General features: G+C 61.8%; 22 protein-coding genes. 12 read left to right on the top strand and 10 right to left on the bottom strand.

The features are described 5' to 3' along the window. Positions 1 to 268: 268 nt before the first annotated feature. Positions 269 to 652 (top strand): DUF1428 domain-containing protein, encoded by a 384-nt coding sequence (locus KZJ38_RS33530; RefSeq protein WP_219801313.1) that lies wholly within the window; start codon positions 269 to 271, stop codon positions 650 to 652. Between the two features lie 64 nt (positions 653 to 716). Here the strand turns inward: KZJ38_RS33530 and KZJ38_RS33525 are convergent, their stop codons facing one another. Then, positions 717 to 1,637 carry an AraC family transcriptional regulator gene (locus KZJ38_RS33525; RefSeq protein WP_219801312.1) on the bottom strand — a complete coding sequence of 307 codons (921 nt, stop codon included), beginning with the start codon at positions 1,635 to 1,637 and terminating at the stop codon, positions 717 to 719. Positions 1,638 to 1,831: 194 nt separating this feature from the next. Between KZJ38_RS33525 and KZJ38_RS33520 the strand changes: the two genes are divergently transcribed. Continuing rightward, positions 1,832 to 2,590, top strand: coding sequence for an SDR family NAD(P)-dependent oxidoreductase (locus KZJ38_RS33520; RefSeq protein ID WP_246642097.1), 759 nt, complete (start codon positions 1,832 to 1,834; stop codon positions 2,588 to 2,590). A gap of 75 nt (positions 2,591 to 2,665) precedes the next feature. On the opposite strand, the gene KZJ38_RS33515 is transcribed toward KZJ38_RS33520, so the two are convergent. From KZJ38_RS33515 to KZJ38_RS33500, 4 genes are all read right to left on the bottom strand, one after another. Continuing rightward, positions 2,666 to 3,055, bottom strand: coding sequence for a hypothetical protein (locus KZJ38_RS33515; RefSeq protein ID WP_246641905.1), 390 nt, complete (start codon positions 3,053 to 3,055; stop codon positions 2,666 to 2,668). Positions 3,056 to 3,100: 45 nt separating this feature from the next. Continuing rightward, entirely contained in the window at positions 3,101 to 3,304 is a 204-nt protein-coding gene (locus KZJ38_RS33510; protein ID WP_219801311.1) for a cold-shock protein, read from the bottom strand. A 79-nt stretch (positions 3,305 to 3,383) separates the two neighbouring features. Further along, complete coding sequence (locus KZJ38_RS33505; protein WP_219801310.1) at positions 3,384 to 4,352, bottom strand: MBL fold metallo-hydrolase; 969 nt, start codon at positions 4,350 to 4,352, stop codon at positions 3,384 to 3,386. A 78-nt stretch (positions 4,353 to 4,430) separates the two neighbouring features. Further along, entirely contained in the window at positions 4,431 to 4,769 is a 339-nt protein-coding gene (locus KZJ38_RS33500) for a hypothetical protein (RefSeq protein ID WP_219801309.1), read from the bottom strand. 129 nt (positions 4,770 to 4,898) lie between these two features. Between KZJ38_RS33500 and KZJ38_RS33495 the strand changes: the two genes are divergently transcribed. Further along, entirely contained in the window at positions 4,899 to 5,957 is a 1,059-nt protein-coding gene (locus KZJ38_RS33495) for a GlxA family transcriptional regulator (protein ID WP_219801308.1), read from the top strand. A 33-nt stretch (positions 5,958 to 5,990) separates the two neighbouring features. Here the strand turns inward: KZJ38_RS33495 and KZJ38_RS33490 are convergent, their stop codons facing one another. Further along, entirely contained in the window at positions 5,991 to 6,398 is a 408-nt protein-coding gene (locus tag KZJ38_RS33490) for a MerR family transcriptional regulator (protein WP_219801307.1), read from the bottom strand. A gap of 69 nt (positions 6,399 to 6,467) precedes the next feature. Between KZJ38_RS33490 and KZJ38_RS33485 the strand changes: the two genes are divergently transcribed. The 7 genes from KZJ38_RS33485 (at position 6,468) to KZJ38_RS33450 (ending at position 16,783) form a co-directional block, all read left to right on the top strand. Next, a complete protein-coding gene (locus tag KZJ38_RS33485) occupies positions 6,468 to 8,603 on the top strand; it encodes a heavy metal translocating P-type ATPase (RefSeq protein WP_246641904.1) in 2,136 nt (711 codons plus the stop codon). A 242-nt stretch (positions 8,604 to 8,845) separates the two neighbouring features. Further along, positions 8,846 to 10,687 carry a VRR-NUC domain-containing protein gene (locus KZJ38_RS33480; protein ID WP_219801306.1) on the top strand — a complete coding sequence of 614 codons (1,842 nt, stop codon included), beginning with the start codon at positions 8,846 to 8,848 and terminating at the stop codon, positions 10,685 to 10,687. After that, positions 10,684 to 13,068, top strand: a complete 2,385-nt coding sequence (locus KZJ38_RS33470; protein ID WP_246641903.1) for an ATP-dependent DNA helicase — start codon at positions 10,684 to 10,686, stop codon at positions 13,066 to 13,068. The genes KZJ38_RS33480 and KZJ38_RS33470 overlap by 4 nt, the downstream gene beginning before the upstream one ends. Positions 13,069 to 13,112: 44 nt before the next feature. Then, positions 13,113 to 13,604, top strand: a complete 492-nt coding sequence (locus KZJ38_RS33465; RefSeq protein ID WP_219801305.1) for an SRPBCC family protein — start codon at positions 13,113 to 13,115, stop codon at positions 13,602 to 13,604. A 296-nt stretch (positions 13,605 to 13,900) separates the two neighbouring features. Next, on the top strand, positions 13,901 to 14,680 hold the full coding sequence (locus KZJ38_RS33460; protein ID WP_219801304.1) for an acetoacetate decarboxylase: 780 nt from the start codon (positions 13,901 to 13,903) through the stop codon (positions 14,678 to 14,680). A gap of 53 nt (positions 14,681 to 14,733) precedes the next feature. Next, a complete protein-coding gene (locus KZJ38_RS33455; protein ID WP_219801303.1) occupies positions 14,734 to 15,516 on the top strand; it encodes a 3-hydroxybutyrate dehydrogenase in 783 nt (260 codons plus the stop codon). A gap of 13 nt (positions 15,517 to 15,529) precedes the next feature. Then, positions 15,530 to 16,783, top strand: a complete 1,254-nt coding sequence (locus tag KZJ38_RS33450) for a DUF3734 domain-containing protein (protein ID WP_219801302.1) — start codon at positions 15,530 to 15,532, stop codon at positions 16,781 to 16,783. A 140-nt stretch (positions 16,784 to 16,923) separates the two neighbouring features. On the opposite strand, the gene KZJ38_RS33445 is transcribed toward KZJ38_RS33450, so the two are convergent. Continuing rightward, entirely contained in the window at positions 16,924 to 17,976 is a 1,053-nt protein-coding gene (locus KZJ38_RS33445) for a phytoene/squalene synthase family protein (RefSeq protein WP_219801301.1), read from the bottom strand. Positions 17,977 to 18,284: 308 nt separating this feature from the next. Between KZJ38_RS33445 and KZJ38_RS33440 the strand changes: the two genes are divergently transcribed. Then, positions 18,285 to 18,698 (top strand): DUF3597 domain-containing protein, encoded by a 414-nt coding sequence (locus KZJ38_RS33440; RefSeq protein ID WP_219801300.1) that lies wholly within the window; start codon positions 18,285 to 18,287, stop codon positions 18,696 to 18,698. A 160-nt stretch (positions 18,699 to 18,858) separates the two neighbouring features. On the opposite strand, the gene KZJ38_RS33435 is transcribed toward KZJ38_RS33440, so the two are convergent. The 3 genes from KZJ38_RS33435 to KZJ38_RS33425 form a co-directional block, all read right to left on the bottom strand. Beyond that, positions 18,859 to 19,011, bottom strand: coding sequence for a hypothetical protein (locus tag KZJ38_RS33435; RefSeq protein ID WP_219801299.1), 153 nt, complete (start codon positions 19,009 to 19,011; stop codon positions 18,859 to 18,861). Positions 19,012 to 19,099: 88 nt separating this feature from the next. Next, entirely contained in the window at positions 19,100 to 19,252 is a 153-nt protein-coding gene (locus KZJ38_RS33430; RefSeq protein ID WP_219801298.1) for a DUF3563 domain-containing protein, read from the bottom strand. Between the two features lie 172 nt (positions 19,253 to 19,424). Further along, positions 19,425 to 20,561 carry a porin gene (locus tag KZJ38_RS33425; RefSeq protein WP_219801297.1) on the bottom strand — a complete coding sequence of 379 codons (1,137 nt, stop codon included), beginning with the start codon at positions 20,559 to 20,561 and terminating at the stop codon, positions 19,425 to 19,427. A 231-nt stretch (positions 20,562 to 20,792) separates the two neighbouring features. Between KZJ38_RS33425 and KZJ38_RS33420 the strand changes: the two genes are divergently transcribed. Then, positions 20,793 to 21,509, top strand: coding sequence for a response regulator (locus KZJ38_RS33420; protein ID WP_219801296.1), 717 nt, complete (start codon positions 20,793 to 20,795; stop codon positions 21,507 to 21,509). Positions 21,510 to 21,652 lie beyond the last annotated feature (143 nt).

The raw sequence follows: 21,652 nt of genomic DNA, 5'->3' as shown, positions 1-21,652 counted from the left end.
CAGCGACCGTCCAGCTTCTGCTCTTCACGAAACCGTTCCTGTCGTTGACCAGCGTTCGACAACCCGAATCGATGTGAAGGTATCGCCCGATAGCGAAGCGAATTAATGGAGGCCGTGTCGATTTCAAGTATCCCGGATCGTCGTCGTGTCAGAGGACCCTGCAAGCCGCTGCAACCCGGAGCGACATTCAGGATCAAACTCCGGACGACATGGCGGGTTCTCACATCATTCTTTGTGCAGGCCAGCCGCGTTGACACAGGAGGCGCAAATGACACACTACGTTGACGGATTTGTTGTACCCGTTCCAATCGATAGGCTCGATGACTATCGGCGTATCGCAGAGCGAGCCGGCGAGGTCTGGCTGGAGCATGGCGCGCTTCAATACTGGGAATGCGTCGCGGACGACGTAAAACCCGGCAAGGTCACGTCGTTTCCGCAGAGCGTGCAGCTCAAAGATGATGAAATCGTCGTGTTTTCCTGGATTCTTTACAACTCACGGGAACACCGCGATAGCGTCAACGCCAAGGTGATGGAGGACCCGCGCCTCAAGGACATGATGGATCAAAAAAACCTCCCTTTCGATGGGATGCGCATGTTTTGGGGCGGCTTCAAGACGCTGCTGGAACTCCCCAACGCCGGCGGACCTCGCTAAGGCGGTCCCAGCCGGTTAATCGTTTTGTCTCCGCTGCGGTTCGGTTGCACCGACGCAGCGGTTGTCATTGAGGCTCAGCTTCGAGCGTCGATGCGGACCAGCTGAACGCCATCTTCATCTGGTCGACTTCTTCTGTCGGCGACCGGCCGAATGCTCGCTTGAATTCCCGGCTGAATTGCGAAGGGCTTTCGTAGCCGACCGTCGCGGACGCGGCGGCGGCCGTCAACCCAGTGCGGATCATCAACAGGCGCGCCTGGTGCAGTCGCGTCGACTTCAGATATTGCATCGGCGTCGTGTGGGTCACAGCCTTGAAATGGCGGTGAAACGTCGGCACGCTCATGCCGATTTCGTTGCTCAAACTATCGACGTCGATACGCTTGTCGTAATCGCTGTGGATGCGGCGCAGCGCCCGCGCGATCTGCGAGAAATAACCGGTCGTCGCGAGCGACGCACGCATGGCATCGCCTTGCTCGCCCGTCAGCACCAGGAAGAAGATCTCGTGCACCACGAGCGGCGCGACAATCCGCGCCTCCAGCGGCGAGCCAAGCGCCTCCAGAAGACGAAGCAGCGTGTTCGAAAGCCGATCGTTTAACGGGGTGGAATAGATCCCTCGCGGCGTAACGGGGGCTTTCCTGCAGGGCCTATCCACGCTGAGCACCAGATCTGCGGTGACGCTCGCGTCGAGGCGAAGAGTGACGGCGAGAAAAGGCTCCTCAGGCGTTGCTTCAGTTTCCGTGGAAAACGGCAATGGCACCGACAGCACCAGATAGTGATTCGTGTCGTAGAGAAAGATCTCATCGCCAAGGAATCCGCGCTTGCGTCCCTGGCAGACGAGAACGATGCTCGGTTCGTACAAGACAGGCGTGCGGCCGAGTGAGCGGTTTGCACGAACAAAGCTGACACCGTCCAGCATCGATGCCGTATACCCCTCGTTGGGCGCAAGCCGCTCGATCAGCTTGACGATTCGACTCTGCCGCCCTGGCATCCTGCCTCCCACGGTGTTGACTGACGATCGCCAATATATTCGATATGCGGGGCCGGTGTGTTCGTTTGATACTTATAGGCAAGGGTCTGAGAACCGCTGCCATGGCTCGTCTGAAGCCCGGCAGGTACATTTGTTTCCACGCTTTCGAACCGATCTTCAGGTGGCTCGGTGAATCGACTTTTAAGGAAACGAACATGCAAGATATCAATGAGGTTGAAGGCAAAGTCGCGATCGTCACGGGCGCGGCTAGCGGCATTGGACGCGCAATCACGGACCTGCTCGTGGCATGTGGCGCCTATGTGGTGGCCGAGGACATCGATCCTGCTGTCGAAGCGCTGGCAGGACCGCGTGTCGCGCCGCTTGTCGCCGATATCTCCGCCGATGGCAGCGCGGAAAAAGCGGTGGCGCTTGCCGTTGACCGGTTTTCGCGGCTGGATCTGCTCGTGAACAATGCGGGAATCATCATCAATAAGTGTGTGGTGGACATGTCGCGCGACGACTGGGAGCGGATCATGAATGTCAACGTGACAGGCGCCTTCCTGCACTCGCGTGAAGCCATGAAAGCGATGATCCCGCAGCGTTCCGGTGCGATAGTCAACGTGGCTTCTTATGCGTCGTACTTTGCATTCCGTACGATTGCCGCTTATACCGCATCGAAAGGGGCACTTGCGCAGTTGACGCGAACGCTTGCGCTGGAGGCGATCGAGTACGGCATCCGGGTCAATGCCGTTGGCTCGGGCGACGTGCTCACCAACATCCTCAACAAGGTGGCGCCCGACGGCAACGGCGTCGCGGCGTTAGCGACGCACGGAGAAGGCGCGCCGATCGGCCGGGCAGCCAATCCGGAAGAAATCGCGGAAGTAGTGCTATTCCTTGCCTCTGAGCGAGCCAGTTTCATGGTCGGATCAGTCGTGATGGCAGACGGCGGAATGAGCGTGAGGGTTGGCGCGTAGCGTTGCGATGAACGAAAGACACGCTTTGTCCAACATCTGGCCACACGCCGTCCGCCACGACCGCCTCAGTATCTGTTACCACCGCCCCCAGTAGCCGAAGCGGAACGACACCGACGGCCCCCACCAGCCCGGCGAGCCATACCATGGATAGGGCGCATAGTAGGGAGGGTAGTAGGGTGCGTAGTAGGGTGGATAGTAGGCGGGCGCGACGTACATAGGCGCCGGATAGACGTACGCGGCGGCGCCCTGTGACGCCGGCGGGATGTTCTGGGCGTCGGCGCCGTTAGCGAGGCCAGAGCCTTGAACCGGGACCTCGCGCTGGGTGGCGTAAGCAGGCACAGCGGGATAGTAGCCGTACGGGTAATAGCCGTAGGGATAGTAGCCAGGGCCGACGTAGTAGCAGCCAGATAGTGCAAAAAGCGCAAGGGCGCTGCTTGCTCGCATCGCTGCCGGGAAGGATCCCATGACATGTTCCTGAATGGTCGCGGCACCTCGCGACCTCTCACAAGCCTAGACTGGCCGAATGTTGGCTGCCTGCTTTCCCTTCGGCCCTTGCTTGATGTCAAACGTCACCTTCTGATTTTCCTGCAGCGACTTGAAGCCCTCAGCCTTGATTTCGGAGAAGTGTGCAAAGAGGTCCTCGCCGCCGTCGTCCGGTGTGATGAAGCCAAAACCCTTTGCGTCGTTAAACCATTTCACGGTACCAGTTGCCATTTTTTCCTCTGATTCCAGACAGGTCATCACCTGCGGTTAGTAGATGGCGGTGTCCTCGCCTTCCGCCTGCGTCGATCGTTCAAAGTGAGAAACGCTTTCCCACCGCCGATAGTACGACTCGATCCGTGAAACGTGTCGCCAGTGCACTTATTGCGCGCCAACCAGTGCAATGCGCGGCGGCGATCAGACCAGGGTTGAACTGTTCCAGCGCGTCGACCGTGTCTGGAATGATGTTCTCCGTGGCGCCTGACAAATGGAAGCCGCCTAGCACCCCATAAATCGGGACATCAGGGAAGCGATTGCTTGCATGCGTCAATACGTTGATCAGGCCTGCATGCGAACAGGCTGTCAATACAAACAAGCCCTTGTTAGCGATATGGACAGCAACATACCGCTCATCCACCACCCGTTCGTCCAACTCCCATTCGCCGTCAGGGCCAAGCCTGTGCTGACCGGGCATACCTTGCTCGAAGTGCGTCACGCGCGGGATTTCACCGCTAACGTAGAACGATTTCGATAGAGCCGCCTGTTCAACTCTCGTCATAATGAGTTCTGCGCCGTTACCGGCAAGCACCTTCTCGCCCGGAATATCCTCCATCGGCATCATGTGGCCCTGCGGATTCCTGACCGCTCGTGATGCGAACATGTCCGGATGCATATAGGTCGGAACAGGCTGTCCACCGTTTGCCAAAGTGATCATCTGCAGGGCCCTTGGCATGGCCGCTGCATGATCCCAATGTCCGTGTGAAAGCGCCATCGCGCCGACCTTGCCGAGGTCGAGGCCGAGCCTGACGACGTTACGTTCGAATACCCACTCGTCAGGTCCGGCATCAAACAGAAGCGTGTGCGACCTGACGCCAATCCGCGCTGTAATCAGGCACGACAAGCCGTGAGCGGCACAACAAAGACATTGTCCGCCAAGCCGTTTCATGCCGCGCCGCCAGGCTCCGGCAATCTCCGTTTCCACATACTTTGGATTCGATGAAAGGTTATCGGTAACGTTATCGACGATGACTACAATCTCCAGGCTGTCGACCGGCTCAATCATATCCGCACTCCTTAGTGCCGCTGTTTCCACGGTAAATCAGACTTTGTCGATCGTTCCCACAGCACGATCTAGCGCGCTTTACTGCGGGGAGGGCGGATTCACAAGCTTGCTCAACGGCTTCAGCGGGCCTATCGGGAAGAGCGAGAATGTCATCAGATGCGCTTTTCCCAAGGGAAGTGCCTCAAGCATTTCATGCGCCTGGCTTACGTCTGTAACGTTCAGGATAAACGCTACCCCGGCACGGTCTTGCAATGAATACCACTGGTCAAGCTTGCCCTCGAGGTAGAGTTGCGCCGTCTCGCGAACTTCGGTCGGAAGAATGTGTTGGACAAGTTGCATGTCAGTGTCCGGCGGAAAAGTGCCAATCGCCAGTATCTTCGTGGTTGGCGTGGCCGGCAGCGAAGTGGTGTGCGCCATAGAGACCTCCGGGTAGAAGCGACCAGCACAGAGGCTGTGTCGAGTTGAGTGAATGTGGCCATCGTATGGGTTTACCTGAGCGGCCGGGAGTGGCAGCATCGCCATTATTCGTGGAATTTCAGACACGCCATGACTATCGTCCGCATCTGGGTTTATGACGGAATCCTTGCATCCGGCGTCTCGGGCTCCATCGACGTCCTTAGCGCAGCCAATCAGTTCCATGCGCGCAAGGCCCCGCCCGGCACGACGTCCGTGCCCGTGTTCGCGTGGCGCGTGGAATCCCTCGACGGACAACCGGTCAAGGCGGCGTCGGGCCAGACCGTTGACGTCGATGGCAAGATCGACCCGCGCAAACGCACGGATGCCGTTCTGCTGTCGGCACCGTTCTTTTCGAACATCGACGAGTTCATGGAGCGCCGCGAGCAGTTGAACGAACTGACTTCCGCATTGCGGCGCCAACGCAAGGCAGGCGCCGTGCTCGCGGCGTATTGCACGGCCAATCACCTGCTCGCGGAGGCCGGCCTGCTCGATGGCCGTGCTGCAACGACGCACTGGTCGAGAGCCGCTGACTTCGCGCGCCGCTATCCGCGTGTCGAAGTTCGCGCACAGGAACTGCTGATCGCGCAAGACCGCATCATCTCGGGCGGTTCCGTGACGTCGTATCTGAATCTCGCGGTGCGGCTCGTCGAAAGGTTCGCCGGCGAAGAGCTGGCCATGATCACCGCGAAGGCGCTTCTGATCGATATGAACCGGACTTCGCAGGCTTCCTTTGCAACGCTGCTCGACGAACATGGACATACCGACACGCTCGTGGCGCGCGCCCAGCAACAGATGCAGGCCACGATGGAGCGCGGATTCCGGTTGAGCGATCTCGCGGCATCGCTTGCAGTCAGCGAACGCACACTCAATCGCCGTTTCAAGGAAGCGGTTGGGCTCGCACCGCTGACGTATCTGCAGAATCTGCGCATCGAGGTCGCGAAGCGCCTGCTGGAAACACGGCCCATTGGGCTCGAGGCAGTGAGCCAACATGTCGGTTATGGCGATATCAGCACATTCCGGCAGTTATTCAAGCGCAAGACCGGAATGTTGCCCAGTGAATATCAGATGCGGTTTTCGCGTCGAGCGGCGAAGAGCGTAGAAGGCGAGCCACGTAGAAACGGCGCACCCGGACGACCACGACAGCTATAGCGCCCGGTCGCGCTTCGTCGACGTGCCCTGCTGTTAGACGTTGGGCGACAGCGCCTCAATAATGCGGCACTCGGCGACCGTGCCACAACTGCACTGATCGATCAGGCTGTCGAGTTCGGCCTTCAGCGCCTGCAGGTCGCGAATCTTTCGCTCGACCTCTGCACGGTGTGCGGACGCAATGGCGTCGATGGCTCCGCATGGCCGGTCGCGGTCGTCGGCCAGCTCGAGCAGCTCGCGAACCTGATCGAGCGAGAAACCCAGATCCCGCGCGCGGCGGATAAAGCTCAGACGGCCAAGGTGCTCGCTCGTGTACGCACGGTAATTTCCTTCGGTGCGGGCCGGTTGCGGCAGCAGCCCGGTCTTTTCGTAGAAACGGATCGTTTCGACCTTCGTGCCCGTTGCGCGTGCAAGCTGGCCGATTGCCAGCGTGGCAGGTTCCATTCGCTTGACCCTGTAGTAGCTACAGGGTCTATCGTAGTGACCGTGATGAAATCTGTCGAGGTCGAAACGGTGAACGCCCCCCTTCCGCTGAAGCTGCGCATCGAAGGAATGGACTGTGCGTCGTGTGCGCTGAAGATCGAAAACGCGATGAAACGGCTGCCCGGTGTATCGGACATCAGCGTCAGCTATGGTCAGGAAAGCCTGAACCTCAAATTTGATGAGAACCGGACGTCTGTCGCCGCGATCGAGGAGAAGGTTCGCGCGCTTGGCTTCACACCGGTCAGCGGCATCGCACGGGAGCAGATTCGTGCGGGAGCGCCCGCCGAAGCAGGTCATTCGTCGTGGTGGCGCGCGCGCAAGGCGCGGCTTGTTGCGGTTATTGGCGGACTGTTCGCCGGTGCCGCGCTCGTCGCGCATCTCGCACCGGGCATCGCACAGTGGGCCTGGTCGATCGCCGCCATCGTCACCATCGTCCCGTTCGCGCGACGCGCATATGCCGGCGCCGTGTCCGGCACGCCGTTCAGTATCGAAACGCTGATGTCGGTCGCCGCGCTTGGCGCGCTATCGATCGGCGCCCCCGAAGAAGCCGCTGCAGTGATTCTCCTGTTTGCGCTTGGCGAATTGCTCGAAGGCGTGGCGGCCGGCAAGGCGCGTGCGGGAATCGAGACGCTGGTCGCATTGATTCCCCGCGATGCGTTACGCGAGCGCGACGGTACGTTGCAACGCGTGCCGGCCGATACGCTCGCGATAGGCGACATCGTGATCGTGCGGCTCGGCGACCGCATTCCAGCGGACGGCAATGTGATCGGCGGCACGGCGGACATCGATGAATCGCCCGTGACCGGTGAATCAGTCCCCGTCGCGAAGACAGTCGGGGCAGCCGTTTATGCCGGCAGTATTAGCACGAACGGTGAGCTGCGCATCGATGTGAAGCGCGCGGCCGCCGACAACACGATCGCGCGGATTGTTCACATGGTCGAAACCGCGCAGGAATCGAAGGCGCCGACCGCGCGCCTGATCGACCGCTTCAGTCGGCGCTATACGCCGGCTGCGATGGTCATTGCGCTGCTCGTTGCGATCGTGCCGCCGCTCGTGTTCCATGCGCCGTGGGACACATGGATCTACCGCGGCCTCGCGACATTGCTGATCGCGTGTCCGTGCGCGCTGGTCATCTCGACGCCTGCAGCAATTGCGTCGGGTCTCACGGCACTCGCACGGCGCGGCTTGCTCGTGAAGGGCGGCGCCGCGCTGGAAACGCTCGGCCGCATCAGGACGGTCGCGTTCGACAAGACCGGCACCTTGACGGCCGGCCGTCCCGAAGTGACCGACATCGTTGCGCTCATGGGCACACAGGACGAGTTGCTGGCAAAGGCCGCTGCGGTCGAATGCAAGGCGAGCCATCCGCTCGGCGTGGCTATCGTCGCAGTTGCGCGTCAGCGCGGCCTCGAACTGCCGGCGAGCTTTGGGGCCGCGCTGACGGTTCCCGGCAAAGCGATCACCGCGCGGTTGAAGAGCGGTTTCGTATCGGTGGCTTCGCCGCGTTATGTGGCCGAACAGACCGCCCTTGATGGGGCGCTCGTTACGCAGTTGGAAGGGCTTGAACAGCAGGGCAAGACGGTCGTGGTCGTGCTTGCGGGCAAGCGGGTCGAAGGGCTGATCGCTTTGCGCGACGAGCCACGATCCGACGCGAAGCGCGCGGTGGAGGCGCTGCACCGGATGGGCATCGACACCGTGATGCTGACCGGCGATAACCGTCGCACGGCAAACGCGATCGGTGACGCGCTTGGTGTGCGTCCGGTTGCGGACCTTCTGCCCGACGCCAAGCTCACGGAGATCGCGGCGCTACGCGAGCAGGGGCCTGTCGCGATGGTGGGCGATGGCATCAACGACGCTCCCGCGCTTGCTGCGGCGTCGGTCGGCATCGCGATGGGCGGAGGGACCGACGTTGCGCTGGAAACGGCGGAGGCAGCGCTGCTGCGCGATGAACTGACGGGTGTCCCCGAGCTGATAGCCGGATCGAAAGCGACGCTCGCGAATATCTGGCAGAACATCGGGTTCGCGCTCGGGCTCAAGGCGGTGTTCCTGTGCACGACGCTCTTTGGCGTGACGTCGCTCTGGATGGCCATTCTTGCCGATACCGGCGCGACCGTTATTGTGACGGCGAACGCATTGCGGCTGTTGCGCTTTGGCTACCGCGAAAGATAGATAGATTTGTTCAGTCTCGCCCCGCGCCTCCCGGCCCCTGGAGCCTCCGCCCCGATCCGGGCGGTCTGACAATCTCCACTATTCCAATCTCACGAAACGGCTTCAGTCTCGCGAATTCCGTTTCCCTGCAGCAGCACGCAGACTGGTAAATCGTGCACATTGCCATGAGGGCTGTATAAATATACAGTTCGTCTGTCTCGCTCATTTGCCCGAGGCTTTCACGCCCACTGTCCGTTAGCGCCGTGCCGAACGACACTCCAGATCCGCTCTATTACCTGCGCAATTTCGAACGTGCGCTCGACTGGCTCGCCACGCGTTACGCCGATCTGCTCGACGACGCCGAGCGCGCGTTTCTGCATGGCTTTGCACGTATGCCTGAAGCGTCGCGCGCATTGCTCACGCGCATGCTGATGCGCAAAGGCACGCTTTTTCGCACGAGCCGTCTTGAGTATCTCGAGATCGGTTGCCCGCACGCGGCCGCCGGGCCGCTTATCGCGGCGGGCTGGGTCGACGCGAATGCGCCGCTGACCCTCGACGAACTCTTCGAATTAACGACGCGCGCGGAATTGCTTGCGTGCTTTCCGGCCGAACTGGCCGGTGCGAAATCCGCGCGCAAGCACGAATGGCTCGCGCTGCTGCGCGATGCGTATGCCGATGCGCGCACCTATACCGAATGGCGCACGCAAGCGGCAGAGCGTGTATTGCAGGTGAGCATTGCGCCACTGTGCGAGCGTTTCAGGCTGATGTTTTTCGGCAATCTGCAGCAGGACTGGACCGAGTTCGTGCTGGCCGACCTTGGCGTGTATCAATACGAGCCGGTTGCGTTTGCGCCGTCGTCGCGGGCGTTTCAGAAGCGCGACGATGTCGAGATTTATCTCGCGCTGCATGCATGCGGCGAGACGCTTTACGCGCTCGAAACGCTCGCCCCGAGCGAACACGACGCTTCAATCGAAACGCTATGTGATGCACTGCTGCGCACAATTGACGAGATCGAGACAGACAACGCATGGCTCGCAACGCGGCGTGAAAAGCTTTTCTATCGCATCGGCTATTGGGCGGAACGTCGCCGCCAATGGGATACAGCGACTCACCTGTACGCGCGTTGCGTATGGCCCGGGGCGCGCCACCGGCACATACGTGTGCTTGAACTGGCCGGCCGCGTGCAAGACGCGCTGACGCTCGCGCTGCGAGCCGCAAGCGAGCCGGAGAGCGAAGAAGAAAGCCAGCGCGTCGCGCGGATGCTGCCGCGGCTGCAGCGGCAGGCGGGTATATCGACGCGCTCGTCACGGTCAGTGCCGCGTGCCGCGCGCGGCGCGGCGGGTGCTGCGGCATCGGCGCATACAGTCGAACGCAGCGTGCTGACGCTCGCGCGGCCTGCTGAGCCGACCTCGGTCGAATACGTCGTGCTCGACCATCTGAGCGAGCACGATGCGCCGGTGTACTACGTCGAAAACGCGCTGATCAATTCGCTGTTCGGCCTGCTGTGCTGGGAGCCGGTGTTCGCGGCGCTGCCCGGCGCGTTCTTTCATCCGTTTCAACGCGGCCCCGCCGATCTGCACGCGCCGGACTTTTACGCAAAGCGCGCCGCGCTATTCGACGCGTGCCTTGCCCAACTCGACGACGATGCCAGTTCCCGCTATCGCGCAACGATACTGCGCCATTTCGAAAGCAAAGCGGGGCGGCAATCGCCGTTCGTGTTCTGGAACCTGCTGACGCCCGAGTTGCTCAATCTTGCGCTCGACTGCGTGCCGGCCGCGCATCTGAAACTGTTTTGCGAGCGGCTGCTGCGTGATGTTCGCGGCAATCGTTCAGGCTTGCCCGATCTGATCCGCTTCTGGCCGCATGAGCGGCGTTATGAGCTGATCGAGGTAAAAGGGCCCGGCGACCGGCTGCAGGACAATCAGATCCGTTGGCTTGCGTATTGCGTGCAGCACGGCATTCCGGTGCGTGTGCTCGATGTGCGATGGGCCGATAGCGTCGACGGCGATGCCGATGCTGATGCCGGTGATGCTAATGATGAACCCGGCGCCCCCGGCGCACCCGCCGATGACGGCATCGCCCGCGCAACGGAGACGGCCACATGAACTACGTGGTCGCCGTCCGCACGCTATGCGAGTTCACCGCGAAGCGCGGTGATCTCGACCTGCGTTTCACGCCGGCGCCGAGCGCGGCCGAAGGCATCGCAGGGCACGGCGTGGTCGCCGGCCGGCGCGATAGCGGCTACGAAACCGAACTCACGTTGAGCGGCGTCTATCGTGGCCTCACGGTGCGCGGCCGCGCCGACGGTTACGATGCCGCGCGCAACCGGCTCGAAGAGATCAAGACGTATCGTGGCGACCTCGAACGCATGCGCGAAAACCATCGCGCGTTGCATTGGGCGCAGGCGCTGATTTACGGGCATTTGCTATGCGAGGCGCGCGCGTTCGCGGAACTCGACATCGCGCTCGTGTACTTCGATATCGGGAGCCAGAAAGAGACGCTTTTGACCGAGCGTCATACCGCAACCGCGTTACGCACGTTCTTCGAGCAGCAATGCGAGCGCTTTATCGCGTGGGCCGAACGCGAAGCAGCCCATCGCGCCGCACGCAATGCGTTTCTCAGCGAACTCAGGTTTCCGTACGGCGCATTTCGCAGCGGCCAGCGCGAGCTGTCGGTCGCCGTCTACCGTGCGGCGCGCGATGGCCGCGCGCTGCTCGCGCAGGCGCCGACCGGCATCGGCAAGACGCTCGGCACGATTTTCCCTTTGCTGAAGGCATGCGCGGAAGATCATATCGATCGCGTGTTCTTCCTGACCGCGAAAACGCCGGGACGCGCGCTTGCGTTCGATGCGCTCGATATGCTTGAGCGTGCGTGCGGGGAGGGCGCTGCGAAGGTCGCCACGAACGACGCCGGCGACGACACGAGCCATTGCGCGCATGCCGCTTCCGTCTCGGCCTTTGATGCCGACGAAGTCCACGGCACGCCGAAACACAGATTCCCGTTGCGCGTGCTCGAACTCGTCGCACGCGACAAAGCCTGCGAGCATCCCGGCAATTCCTGCGACGGCGAATCGTGCCCGCTCGCACGCGGCTTCTACGACCGTGTTGGGTCCGCGCGCGACACCGCACTGCGCTCGACGCGCCTCTCGCGCGACGTCGTGCGCACCGCCGCGCTCGCGCACGACGTCTGCCCGTACTATCTCGCGCAGGAACTCGCCCGCTGGTGCGACGTCGTGATCGGCGACTACAACTACTACTACGACAGCGGCGCGCTGCTCTATGCACTGACGCAGTTGAACCAGTGGCGTATCGCCGTGCTCGTCGACGAAGCGCACAATCTGCCGGACCGCGCACGCCGCATGTATACCGCGACGCTCGATCAGCACGCGTTCAAAGCCGCGCGCCACGCCGCGCCGGCGTCGCTGCGCAAGCCATTCGACCGGCTGAACCGCGAATGGAACGCCTTGACGCGCGAACGCACGACGCGCTACGAAGTGCTGAGCGAAATCCCGGTACGTCTGCAATCGGCGACGCAAAATCTGATTTCAGCGATTACGGATCAGCTATCCGAAACACCGTTCGGTGCGGATGAAGCATTGCTGCGCTTCTACTTCGACGCCTTGCATTTCATGTCGCTTGCCGAAGAATTCGGCGACCACTCGCTGTGCGACGCGACGCTGTCCACGCCGGCACGCATCGAAAGTTCGCGTGCCAAACCCGCGACATCGCTATGCGTGCGCAACGTGATTCCCGCGCCGTTTCTCGCCTCGCGTCACGCTGCCGCGCGCACGACCGTCATGTTCTCGGGCACGCTAGGCCCGCAGCACTATTACCGCGACACACTCGGGCTTCCTGAAAGCACGGGCTGGCTCGACATCGAAGGTCCGTTCAGGGCTGAGCAGCTGACCGTGCACGTCGCGTCTCACGTATCGACGCGCTGGCGCGATCGCGAAGATTCGATCGCACCGATCGTCGAACTGATTGCGCGTCAGTACGAGACGCGACCCGGCAATTACCTCGGCTTCCTGAGCAGCTTCGACTATCTGCAGCGCGTTGTCGCATCGTTGCGCGCGCAACATCCGCATGTGCCGATCTGGGCGCAGGAGCCCGGCATGGACGAAGCGGCGCGCGACGCATTCGTGGCGCGCTTCCGGACCTCGACATGCGGCGTCGGCTTTGCGGTGCTTGGGGGCGCGTTCGCGGAAGGCATCGATCTTGCCGGCGAGCAGCTGATCGGTGCGTTTATTGCAACGCTCGGTTTGCCGCAGATCAACGATGTCAACGAGCAGATGCGCCGTACAATGCATGCGCAATTCGGCAACGGCTACGACTATGTGTATCTGTATCCGGGCTTGCAGAAAGTCGTGCAGGCCGCGGGCCGGGTGATTCGCACTGAGCATGACATCGGTGTCGTGCATCTGATCGACGACCGCTACCGGCGGGCTGACGTACGGCGCTTGCTGCCGCGCTGGTGGCATGTGCAATGATTGAGTGCAATTAACCGCGATTGATCTGCAACCGTGAGGGCGGCATGCAAGCGAGCGAGTACCGGCTATCGACAGTCTGGCGTCTCGAAGCGCCGCTCGAGGCAGTGTGGAATGCAATTCACGATTCGGCACGTTGGCCGGAGTGGTGGAAAAACGTCGAACAGGTGGCCGAACTCGAAGCCGGGTCGAGCGACGGCATCGGCGCGCTGCAACGCTACACGTGGAAGGGGCGGCTGCCGTATCGCGTCGTGTTCGACGTGCGCGTCACGCGTATCGAGCCGCTCGTCGCGCTCGAAGGCATCGCGAGCGGCGATCTGGAAGGCATAGGCTGCTGGCGCTTCTCGAGCGAGCGCGGCAGCATCGCGGTGGTGCGCTACGAATGGCGTGTGCAGACGAGGCGTGGCTGGATGAACCTGTTCGCGCCGCTGGCGAAACCGCTGTTCCGGTGGAATCACGACTTCGTCATGCGCGAAGGCGGCACCTCGCTCGCGCGTCTGCTCGATGCGCGACTCGTCAGTATTGAACATCGATCATGACACTATGATGTTGGCGTTCCTCAATGAATGCGTCGCGAAAGCATGACTCCTCCCAAGGCGTTACCTCGTTAATCCGCATGAGGTAAGTTTCGTCCAAAGTGCCTAAGGAAACCGATGCCGAACCGGTGCGGACATATGTCGTTAACACATCGACCTTACATTGAAGTGTGAAATCGAACCGCTAATGTTGCAAAAGCATCAATGTATTTTTTTGCAAAGCGTGAACAGTAAGTCGTTACGTTCCTTTACGATGCCGGATGTGCCCACGCACGCCAAACCCACAAGGAGAGGACTTCATGGACATCGATTCGATTCGCAAAAGCGCCTTTGCGATGCCTGTTCATAACCCGTCGTATCCGCGCCCGCCGTATCGCTATCGCAATCGCGAGTACTTCGTCATTTCATATGAAACGGACCCTGAAGCGCTGCGCGCTGCTGTTCCCGAGCCGCTGAAACCGGCCGACGGAATTGTCCATTACGAATTTATTCGCATGCCCGATTCGTCGGGTTTCGGCGATTACACCGAAAGCGGCCAGGTGATCGCGGTGCGCGATCCGCAAGGCAGAATCGGCAACTACACGCACGCGATGTATCTCGACGACGAAAGCCCGATCGCGGGCGGCCGCGAGATCTGGGGCTTTCCGAAAAAGCTCGCCCGTCCGCGTATTTCGGTGGACGGCAACGATACGCTGCTCGGCACGGTCGATTACGGCACCCAGCGCATCGCCACGGGCACGATGGGCTACAAGCACAACTTCTGCGACGCCGAGGCCGAGCGCTGCAAGCTCGCGGAGACGCCGAACTATGTGCTGAAGGTTATTCCGCACGTGGACGGCACCGCGCGTGTCTGCGAACTCGTGCGCTTCTTCCTGCGCGATGTGACGGTGCTTGGCGCATGGAGCGGCCCGGCCGCGCTCGAACTGCATCCGCACGCGCTCGCGCCGGTTGCGGACCTGCCGGTGCGGCGCGTGATCGGCGCGCGGCATTTCATCGCGGATCTCACGCTCGATATCGGCGAAGTCGCATTCGACTATCTCGCGGCCGTCGATACGCTCAAGCCCGCGGCGAACCAATAAATCGATGGGCGCGCCCGTACTCATTTTCCAGCTTCTGCCTAAGGAATCCTGATATGACGTTGAACAACAAGGTCGCCGTCGTCACTGGCGCGGCAAGCGGTATCGGCGAACAATGCGCGCGCAAGCTCGCTGCGCAGGGCGCGAAAGTCGTGATCGCCGATCTTTCGCTGAAAAATGCACAACAGGTTGCGGCCAGCATCAACGACGGCGGCGGCAGTGCGTTCGCAGTCGAAATGAACGTGATCGACGAAGACGCGGTCAATCGCGGCATCGACGCGGCGGTTGAAAAATTCGGCAGCATCGATGTGCTCGTGTCGAACGCGGGCATCCAGATCGTGAACCCGATCGAAAACTACGCGTTTGCCGACTGGAAGAAGATGCTCGCCGTGCACCTCGATGGCGCGTTTCTCACCACGAAAGCGGCGATCCGCCATATGTACGATAGCGGCCGCGGCGGCTCGATCATTTATATGGGCTCCGTGCACTCGCATGAGGCATCGAAGCTGAAGTCCGCCTACGTCACCGCGAAGCACGGCCTGCTCGGTCTCGCGCGCGTGGTCGCGAAAGAGGGCGGTCCGCGCGGCGTGCGCGCCAACGTCGTGTGCCCGGGTTTCGTGCGCACGCCGCTCGTCGACAAGCAGATTCCCGAGCAGGCGAAAGAGCTCGGCATTTCCGAACAGGAAGTGATCAAGCACGTGATGCTCGGCGATACGGTCGACGGCGAATTCACCACCGTCGACGACGTCGCGAATACCGTGGCGTTTCTCGCGGGCTTCGAATCGGCGGCATTGACGGGGCAATCGATCGTCGTTAGCCACGGCTGGTACATGCAGTAACGGAGGCGCACGCATGAGCAGCAACACCAACAAACCGGCACGGCAGCCGGAGGCGTTCGTGCTGCCGCGCTATGACGAAATCGCGCTCGTGCTGCAAGGCGGCGGCGCGCTCGGTTCGTATCAGGCGGGCGTTTACGAAGGCCTGGCCGAAGCGGGCGTCGAGCCGCATCGCATTGCGGGCGTATCGATCGGCGCGCTGAACACGGCGATTATCGCGGGCAATCCGCCCGAGAAGCGCGTTGAAGCGCTGCGCGGGTTCTGGAATGCGATCTGCCATCAGCGCGGCTGGCTCAGCAACCTGAGCGCATGGGCTTTGCCCGGGCTCGAGCAGCACGATCTGGCGCGCAGATGGGCGAGCATGTTTGCGGCCGGGCGTGCGCTGACCGAAGGGCAGCCAGGCTTCTTCGCGCCGCGCTTTCCATTGCCGCTCGCGGGTTTCTCGAAAGTGAGCCCGAGCGAGGTCAGCTACTACGACACCGCGGCATTGAAGGAGACCTTGCTAGCCTTTGCCGATTTCGACCGCATCAACGACGGCGGTATTTGCGTGTCGGTCGGCGCGGTCAATGTGCGCACCGGCAATCTGACGAGCTTCGTCAATCGCAAGACGCGTCTGACGCCTGAGCATTTCATGGCGTCGGGCGCGTTGCCGCCGGGCTTTCCGGCGGTCGAGATCGACGGCGAGTTCTACTGGGACGGCGGCCTCGTATCGAACACGCCGCTTACCGAAGTGCTGCGCGACGCGGACCAGAAAGATACGCTCGTTTTTCAGGTCGATTTGTGGAGCGCGCAAGGCAATCTTCCCGGCGATTTTCTCGACGTGTCGGAACGTGCGAAAGACATCCAGTATTCGAGCCGCACGCGCGCGGTCACGAATATGCTCGCGGAGCGCCAGCGCAATGCGTGCTTCATCAAGGAACTGCTCAAGCACGTGCCGAGTTCGGTGGTCAAGGCCGATCCGCTGTTCCGGCATGCGCAGAAGCTCGCCGACGGCAGTGCGATCAATGTCGTGCACCTGATCTACAAGAACAAGTCGTACGAAGGGCACTACAAGGACTACGAGTTCAGCATCGACACGATGAACGAGCACTGGGACAGCGGGCTCGAAGACATTCGCGATTCGTTTTCGCATCGCGAATGGTTCGACGTGCCGAGCCGCGACATCGGCTTCATCACGCACGACGTGCACCGGCCGGAAGGGAAGATGCCGGAGTCGGACAAAACCCTGCGCGAGGTGAGCGGCGATTCGCGCGAGGAAGAGGCCGCTTGAGCAGGTGGACGGCTCGCGCCAACGAGCCGTTGAGCAAACACGCGCTTTAAACTTTAAACGTCGTACCGATGCGGGCCTGCTATTGGATTGCAGGCCCGCATCGTTTCAGGCCTCGATATCGGTATCGATACGGGTCGATATCAAGCGCGTCTTTGCACATCGACACGCGCAATCAACCGCTGCATCCAGCTGCGCAGCAGCGTATTCGACATGACCGCCGGGATCGATAGCGCGAGAATCCGGTACACGTCGCCACGCTTGATCTTCGACGCGCGGCCCGGTTCGAGCCAGGCCGGGTTCGCCACGAGCAGTTCGAGCGTCTCGAGGCCGATCAGAATCGGCCAGACACAGGCGAGCCGCAAGCGGACCGCGCGCGCAGGAATGGCGAGCGTGTAGTCGACGGCTGCGCGGTAGTTGTCGAGCGTCTTGCCGAGCAGTTCGTGCATCAACGGTTGCGCGCGCAACGAAGCGCCGGGCTCGAGCAGATCGCGCGGCGCGAGGTGATGGCGCTCGAGCAGCGTCGATGGCAGATAGCAGCGGCCGATGCGCAGATCCTTGCTGCAATCGCGCAGCACATTCGTCATTTGCAGCGCCTTGCCGAAGCGCACACCGCGCTCGATCATCACATCGGGCGCCTCGCGGAGTGTGCCGGGCTGATGCGCGTACGTCATCTTCGTCCAGAATTCGCCGACGCAGCCGGCCACCATATACGTATAGCGGTCCAGTTCTTCCCATTCGCGCAGCGCGACGATATCGCCCGACTGTTCGTCGGGGAAAGTGCGCAGATCGAATTCCATGCCTTGCGTGAGCGTCGTGACGATTTCGCGAACCGCGCGGCGATCGTCGTCGCTCAATTGCGGCAGGATCGCGAGCGCGGGCTCGAGCGATTCGAGCAGCACGCGTTCGTCCGATTGCGTTTGTTGCGCGGCGACCTGCGCGGCCACGCGCTGCAATTGCGCGCCTTCGTCCGAGGCGCCGTTCACCGCGGCGCGCAGCGACAGCAGCAGCGAGAGCCGTTCGGCCGGCGGCACGATCGAGGTGTCCGCAATCGTATCGGCAGCGCGCGCAAGCAGATAGGCGAGACCGATCGGATCGCGCATGCCGGCCGGCAGCACGTTCAAGGTCAGATAGAACGAACGCGAAACACCTTTCAGAAGCGGGCCGAGCAGGAAGGCCCGGGTCGGATTGGGCATAAGCGGAGTCGGATAAATGCTGAGCGGATTAAAAGGCTGCCGCATTGTATACGGCAAAGCGGTACGAGGCTTGCGAGGCAGCAAAACGCATCGCAAAACCTCAGCTGAACGTGTGCAATTTTTCAGTCGATGGTGAGTTGTGTGCGGCGTGTTTTTCGGTACGGCGCATTCTTTGACTATGCTAGATTCGGCCCCGCCCAATCGGTGCAGTGAGGCGGCGGTCGCCGTATCGCACTCGCTGCTCGCGCAGGCAGCGCCCTCGCACCCGGGGCGCTTCAGCAACCCCCCTTATTTAGCGGAGAAACGTCATGAGTATTTTCGGCACGATCCTCAGCAAGATCTTCCCGATCGGTCATCCTGCCACGCAAAACACCGCTGATCCTGCAAACGCTGCGGCGCCGGCTCAGGCCGCTACCGCCGCCGCGAGCGGCGCATCGGCAGCAGCGCCGGCCGCGGCCGCGCAGCCTGTCGATGTCGAAGCGGTGCTGAGCGGGCTCGCCGCACAACGCTCGGAAACGCTGAACTGGCGTACCTCGATTGTCGATCTGATGAAGCTGCTCAACCTCGACAGCAGCCTGAATGCGCGCAAGGAGCTGGCGGGAGAATTGCATTTCACCGGCGACACGAACGATTCGGCGTCGATGAATGTCTGGCTGCACAAGCAGGTGATGACGAAGCTCGCCGAAAACGGCGGCAAAGTGCCTGACGATCTGAAGAACTAAACGAAATACGGAACGCGCGATCGATGCGCACGAAGCTCGTGCGCATACCGTGCAGGGCAATGCGGCGACATGGAAGGCGAGCGCGGCGGCACGCTTACCGTGCCGCCGCGCTCGCCAGGCAATTCGCGCATGTCGCGCATGTCACGCTATACGCGGCCGGTCAGCTCCGATGCCACGCGGAATGAATGCCGAACGCATGCTGCCGTTCGTATTCGGCGTGACGCGCTTCGTATGAGTAGTCGCTATCGAGCGGCATATCCATTCCCGGATAGCGGGGCGCAAGCAGATCCATGAGCATAAAGATGTAGGTCATGACAGCCTCCGACGTTTCGCCGGCCGGCGGCCGGCGCGTCGTTGAAGCGAGCCAGGAAGCGGCACATCGGCGCCGCGCGGCTCGCTTTTTACAGGTTGCTCGCGAACTCGCGCGAGTTGTACGAGCGCATACGGCGCTCAACTTCGGCGAGATCGGCCGAGCCTTCCAGATAGCGGTTCAGCTGGCGTTGTTCATTGCGGTCGAACCAGCTGCCAATCGTTTCGATAAGGTGCGCAAACATGATCGTCTCCAGTGAGTGAGGGGTGAAACACTTCTATGGGACGTATCGTATTGGCCGAGAATGAGCAGAAAATGAGGTCCGCGAAGCAAGCGCAAAAGCGGGTGGAAAAGCGGGCCCAAAAGCATCGCGGCCGAAAGCATCAAACCCCAAAGCATCAAGCCCAAGAGCAGAACTAAAACCGGTGCCGCAGCCCGACAGCCACCACCAATTGCTGATCGTTCGACGAAGGGCTCTGGCTCGCGATATCGGCGGTGAGGCCCGAGCCGTCGCTATCGATATGCTGATAACTCGTCTGCAGATAGACGTCGGTGCGCTTCGAGAACAGATAGTCGGCCTGCACCGACACCTCGTGCCACTTCGGACGATGCGACCCGCTTGCCGTCGATAGCGCGCCGTCGGTGAACGTGTACTCGCCGCTCACGCTGAAGGTCGGCGTCACGAAGTAGCTCGCGTTCGCCTCGTAGTTCGCGAAGCTCGCGCCCTGGCCGTTCTGCATGAGCCCGAGGTTATTCGGGCCGTTGATCGTTTCGAGCCCGCCCAGCTGCGTGCGCGTCCACACGAGGCCGACGCGCGCCGGTCCGAACGCATAGGCGGCGCCCGCACCGTAGGTACGCTGCAGCGCTGCGATAAACGTGCGATCGGTCGACGTCAGCGCGCCGTTCGTGTTGCTGCCGCCGCCGTTGTTCGCCTGGAAATACCCGGCGCCGATCGTGAGCGGCCCCGCGTCGTACGATGCGCCGAAGCTGTAGAGCCGGTTATTGTCGAAGCCCGGGTCGTTCGAGAAGCCGTACAGCGCGCCGAACTTCAGGCCCGAATAGTTCACGCTCGCGTACTTGATCGAGTTGTTCACACGAAACGAGTTGTTCAGGTTGTCGTTGTCGTACGGATGCGCGCTGAGGTTGTTGCCGCCCGGATGTATGCCCGTGAAGCTAAGCGCCGCCAGATAATCGACGACCGAATCGTACTGGCGCCCGAGCGTGACGGTGCCGAGGCGCGTGTTCGACAGCCCCGTATACGCCTGATAGCCGAACAGGCGCCCGCCTTGGCGCAGCGTGCCGTTGGTCACGCTGAAGCCGTTCTCGATTTCGAATATCGCCTTCGTGCCGCCGCCGAGATCTTCGCGTCCGAGCAGCCCCCAGTGGCTGCCCGTTACGTCGCCGCTCGATTCCTGCCACGCGCTGTGGCCTTTGACGTTATTCGTATAAAAAATGCCCGCGTCGATCAGGCCATACAGCGTGACCAACGATTGCGCGTGCGCGTCGCAGGCAAAAGCCGCCGTGCACGCCGCGACGATGAGTGTGCGCTTCATGTCTGTCCGAAAACCGCCATGCTATAGTTCGCGTTAATGAGAATGATTGCCATTTGAGACGTCGCGAGGCGGGACTTTAGCGGCCCGATGTAATGGCAATGTGTTGGGGCGGCGCAGTTTTGTAATGGAATGTGTTGACGCGCTTGCGTTTGCCCGACGCACGTGAATGGAACAGGCGGGACCAGGCAGCAACGAACAGGAACAAGCGGGAACGAAAGGCTCGAGCTCCAGATGGACCACATACTCGTCGTCGACGACGATCCGAATATCCGGCAACTGCTGCACGACTACCTGCGCGGCATGGGCTACGAGGCCAGCATCGCGAGCGGCGGCGCGCAGATGAAAGAGGTGCTGCGCGGCGCGCGCGTCGATCTCGTGGTGCTCGATCTGATGCTGGACGGCGAGGACGGGCTCGACCTCACGCGCGAGCTGCGCCGCGACCGCGACGTGCCGATCATCATCCTGAGCGCGCGCGGCGCCTTGCTCGACCGCATTCTCGGCCTCGAAATGGGCGCCGACGACTATCTGCCGAAGCCGTTCGATCCTCGCGAACTGGTCGCGAAGATCAAGGTGGTGTTGCGCCGCGCGCGCGGCATGCCGCCCGCGCAGCGCACTGCCGACGCGAGCGCGTTTGTCGGCTTTGCGGGCTGGCGGCTCGATACGCGCATGAAACAGATGCTGTCGCCGGACGGCATTGTCGTATCGCTCGGCGGCTCGGACTACCGGACCTTACGCACGCTGCTCGATCATCCGAACCGGCCGCTATCGCGCGAATTCCTGCTCGACCATGTGTTCGGCAAGGAGCACACGCCGCTCGACCGGTCGATCGACGTCTGTATCAGCCGCCTGCGTCATCATCTGAAAGATGCGGCGCGGCGCGCGGCGCTGATTCGCACGGTGCGCAACGAGGGTTATATGCTCGTGGCCGATGTCGTCTACGACGCGTGAGACCGCTGTGGATCGTTTGCCGGTGAGAGTGGGGTGGGGAATGCGTTTGCGGGCGGGCTTGTTGTCGCTCATGCGGCGGTCTCGCTTGGGGCGCTTTGGATCACGCTTACAGTCACGTTCGTGGCCGCGCTTTGTGCCGCGCT

This window comes from Paraburkholderia edwinii, assembly GCF_019428685.1.
Taxonomy (GTDB): domain Bacteria; phylum Pseudomonadota; class Gammaproteobacteria; order Burkholderiales; family Burkholderiaceae; genus Paraburkholderia; species Paraburkholderia edwinii.
Note: the sequence above shows the minus strand (reverse complement) of the source record. Positions and strands in the feature narration are given on the sequence as shown.

Excerpts from the sequence above, each read along its gene's own strand:
- KZJ38_RS33530 (WP_219801313.1), top strand. The coding sequence starts at position 269 with ATGACACACTACGTTGACGGATTTGTTGTACCCGTTCCAATCGATAGG.
- KZJ38_RS33525 (WP_219801312.1), bottom strand. The coding sequence starts at position 1,637 with ATGCCAGGGCGGCAGAGTCGAATCGTCAAGCTGATCGAGCGGCTTGCG.
- KZJ38_RS33520 (WP_246642097.1), top strand. The coding sequence starts at position 1,832 with ATGCAAGATATCAATGAGGTTGAAGGCAAAGTCGCGATCGTCACGGGC.
- KZJ38_RS33515 (WP_246641905.1), bottom strand. The coding sequence starts at position 3,055 with ATGGGATCCTTCCCGGCAGCGATGCGAGCAAGCAGCGCCCTTGCGCTT.
- KZJ38_RS33510 (WP_219801311.1), bottom strand. The coding sequence starts at position 3,304 with ATGGCAACTGGTACCGTGAAATGGTTTAACGACGCAAAGGGTTTTGGC.
- KZJ38_RS33505 (WP_219801310.1), bottom strand. The coding sequence starts at position 4,352 with ATGATTGAGCCGGTCGACAGCCTGGAGATTGTAGTCATCGTCGATAAC.
- KZJ38_RS33500 (WP_219801309.1), bottom strand. The coding sequence starts at position 4,769 with ATGGCGCACACCACTTCGCTGCCGGCCACGCCAACCACGAAGATACTG.
- KZJ38_RS33495 (WP_219801308.1), top strand. The coding sequence starts at position 4,899 with ATGACTATCGTCCGCATCTGGGTTTATGACGGAATCCTTGCATCCGGC.
- KZJ38_RS33490 (WP_219801307.1), bottom strand. The coding sequence starts at position 6,398 with ATGGAACCTGCCACGCTGGCAATCGGCCAGCTTGCACGCGCAACGGGC.
- KZJ38_RS33470 (WP_246641903.1), top strand. The coding sequence starts at position 10,684 with ATGAACTACGTGGTCGCCGTCCGCACGCTATGCGAGTTCACCGCGAAG.
- KZJ38_RS33465 (WP_219801305.1), top strand. The coding sequence starts at position 13,113 with ATGCAAGCGAGCGAGTACCGGCTATCGACAGTCTGGCGTCTCGAAGCG.
- KZJ38_RS33460 (WP_219801304.1), top strand. The coding sequence starts at position 13,901 with ATGGACATCGATTCGATTCGCAAAAGCGCCTTTGCGATGCCTGTTCAT.
- KZJ38_RS33455 (WP_219801303.1), top strand. The coding sequence starts at position 14,734 with ATGACGTTGAACAACAAGGTCGCCGTCGTCACTGGCGCGGCAAGCGGT.
- KZJ38_RS33450 (WP_219801302.1), top strand. The coding sequence starts at position 15,530 with ATGAGCAGCAACACCAACAAACCGGCACGGCAGCCGGAGGCGTTCGTG.
- KZJ38_RS33445 (WP_219801301.1), bottom strand. The coding sequence starts at position 17,976 with ATGCCCAATCCGACCCGGGCCTTCCTGCTCGGCCCGCTTCTGAAAGGT.
- KZJ38_RS33440 (WP_219801300.1), top strand. The coding sequence starts at position 18,285 with ATGAGTATTTTCGGCACGATCCTCAGCAAGATCTTCCCGATCGGTCAT.
- KZJ38_RS33435 (WP_219801299.1), bottom strand. The coding sequence starts at position 19,011 with ATGACCTACATCTTTATGCTCATGGATCTGCTTGCGCCCCGCTATCCG.
- KZJ38_RS33430 (WP_219801298.1), bottom strand. The coding sequence starts at position 19,252 with ATGTTTGCGCACCTTATCGAAACGATTGGCAGCTGGTTCGACCGCAAT.
- KZJ38_RS33425 (WP_219801297.1), bottom strand. The coding sequence starts at position 20,561 with ATGAAGCGCACACTCATCGTCGCGGCGTGCACGGCGGCTTTTGCCTGC.
- KZJ38_RS33420 (WP_219801296.1), top strand. The coding sequence starts at position 20,793 with ATGGACCACATACTCGTCGTCGACGACGATCCGAATATCCGGCAACTG.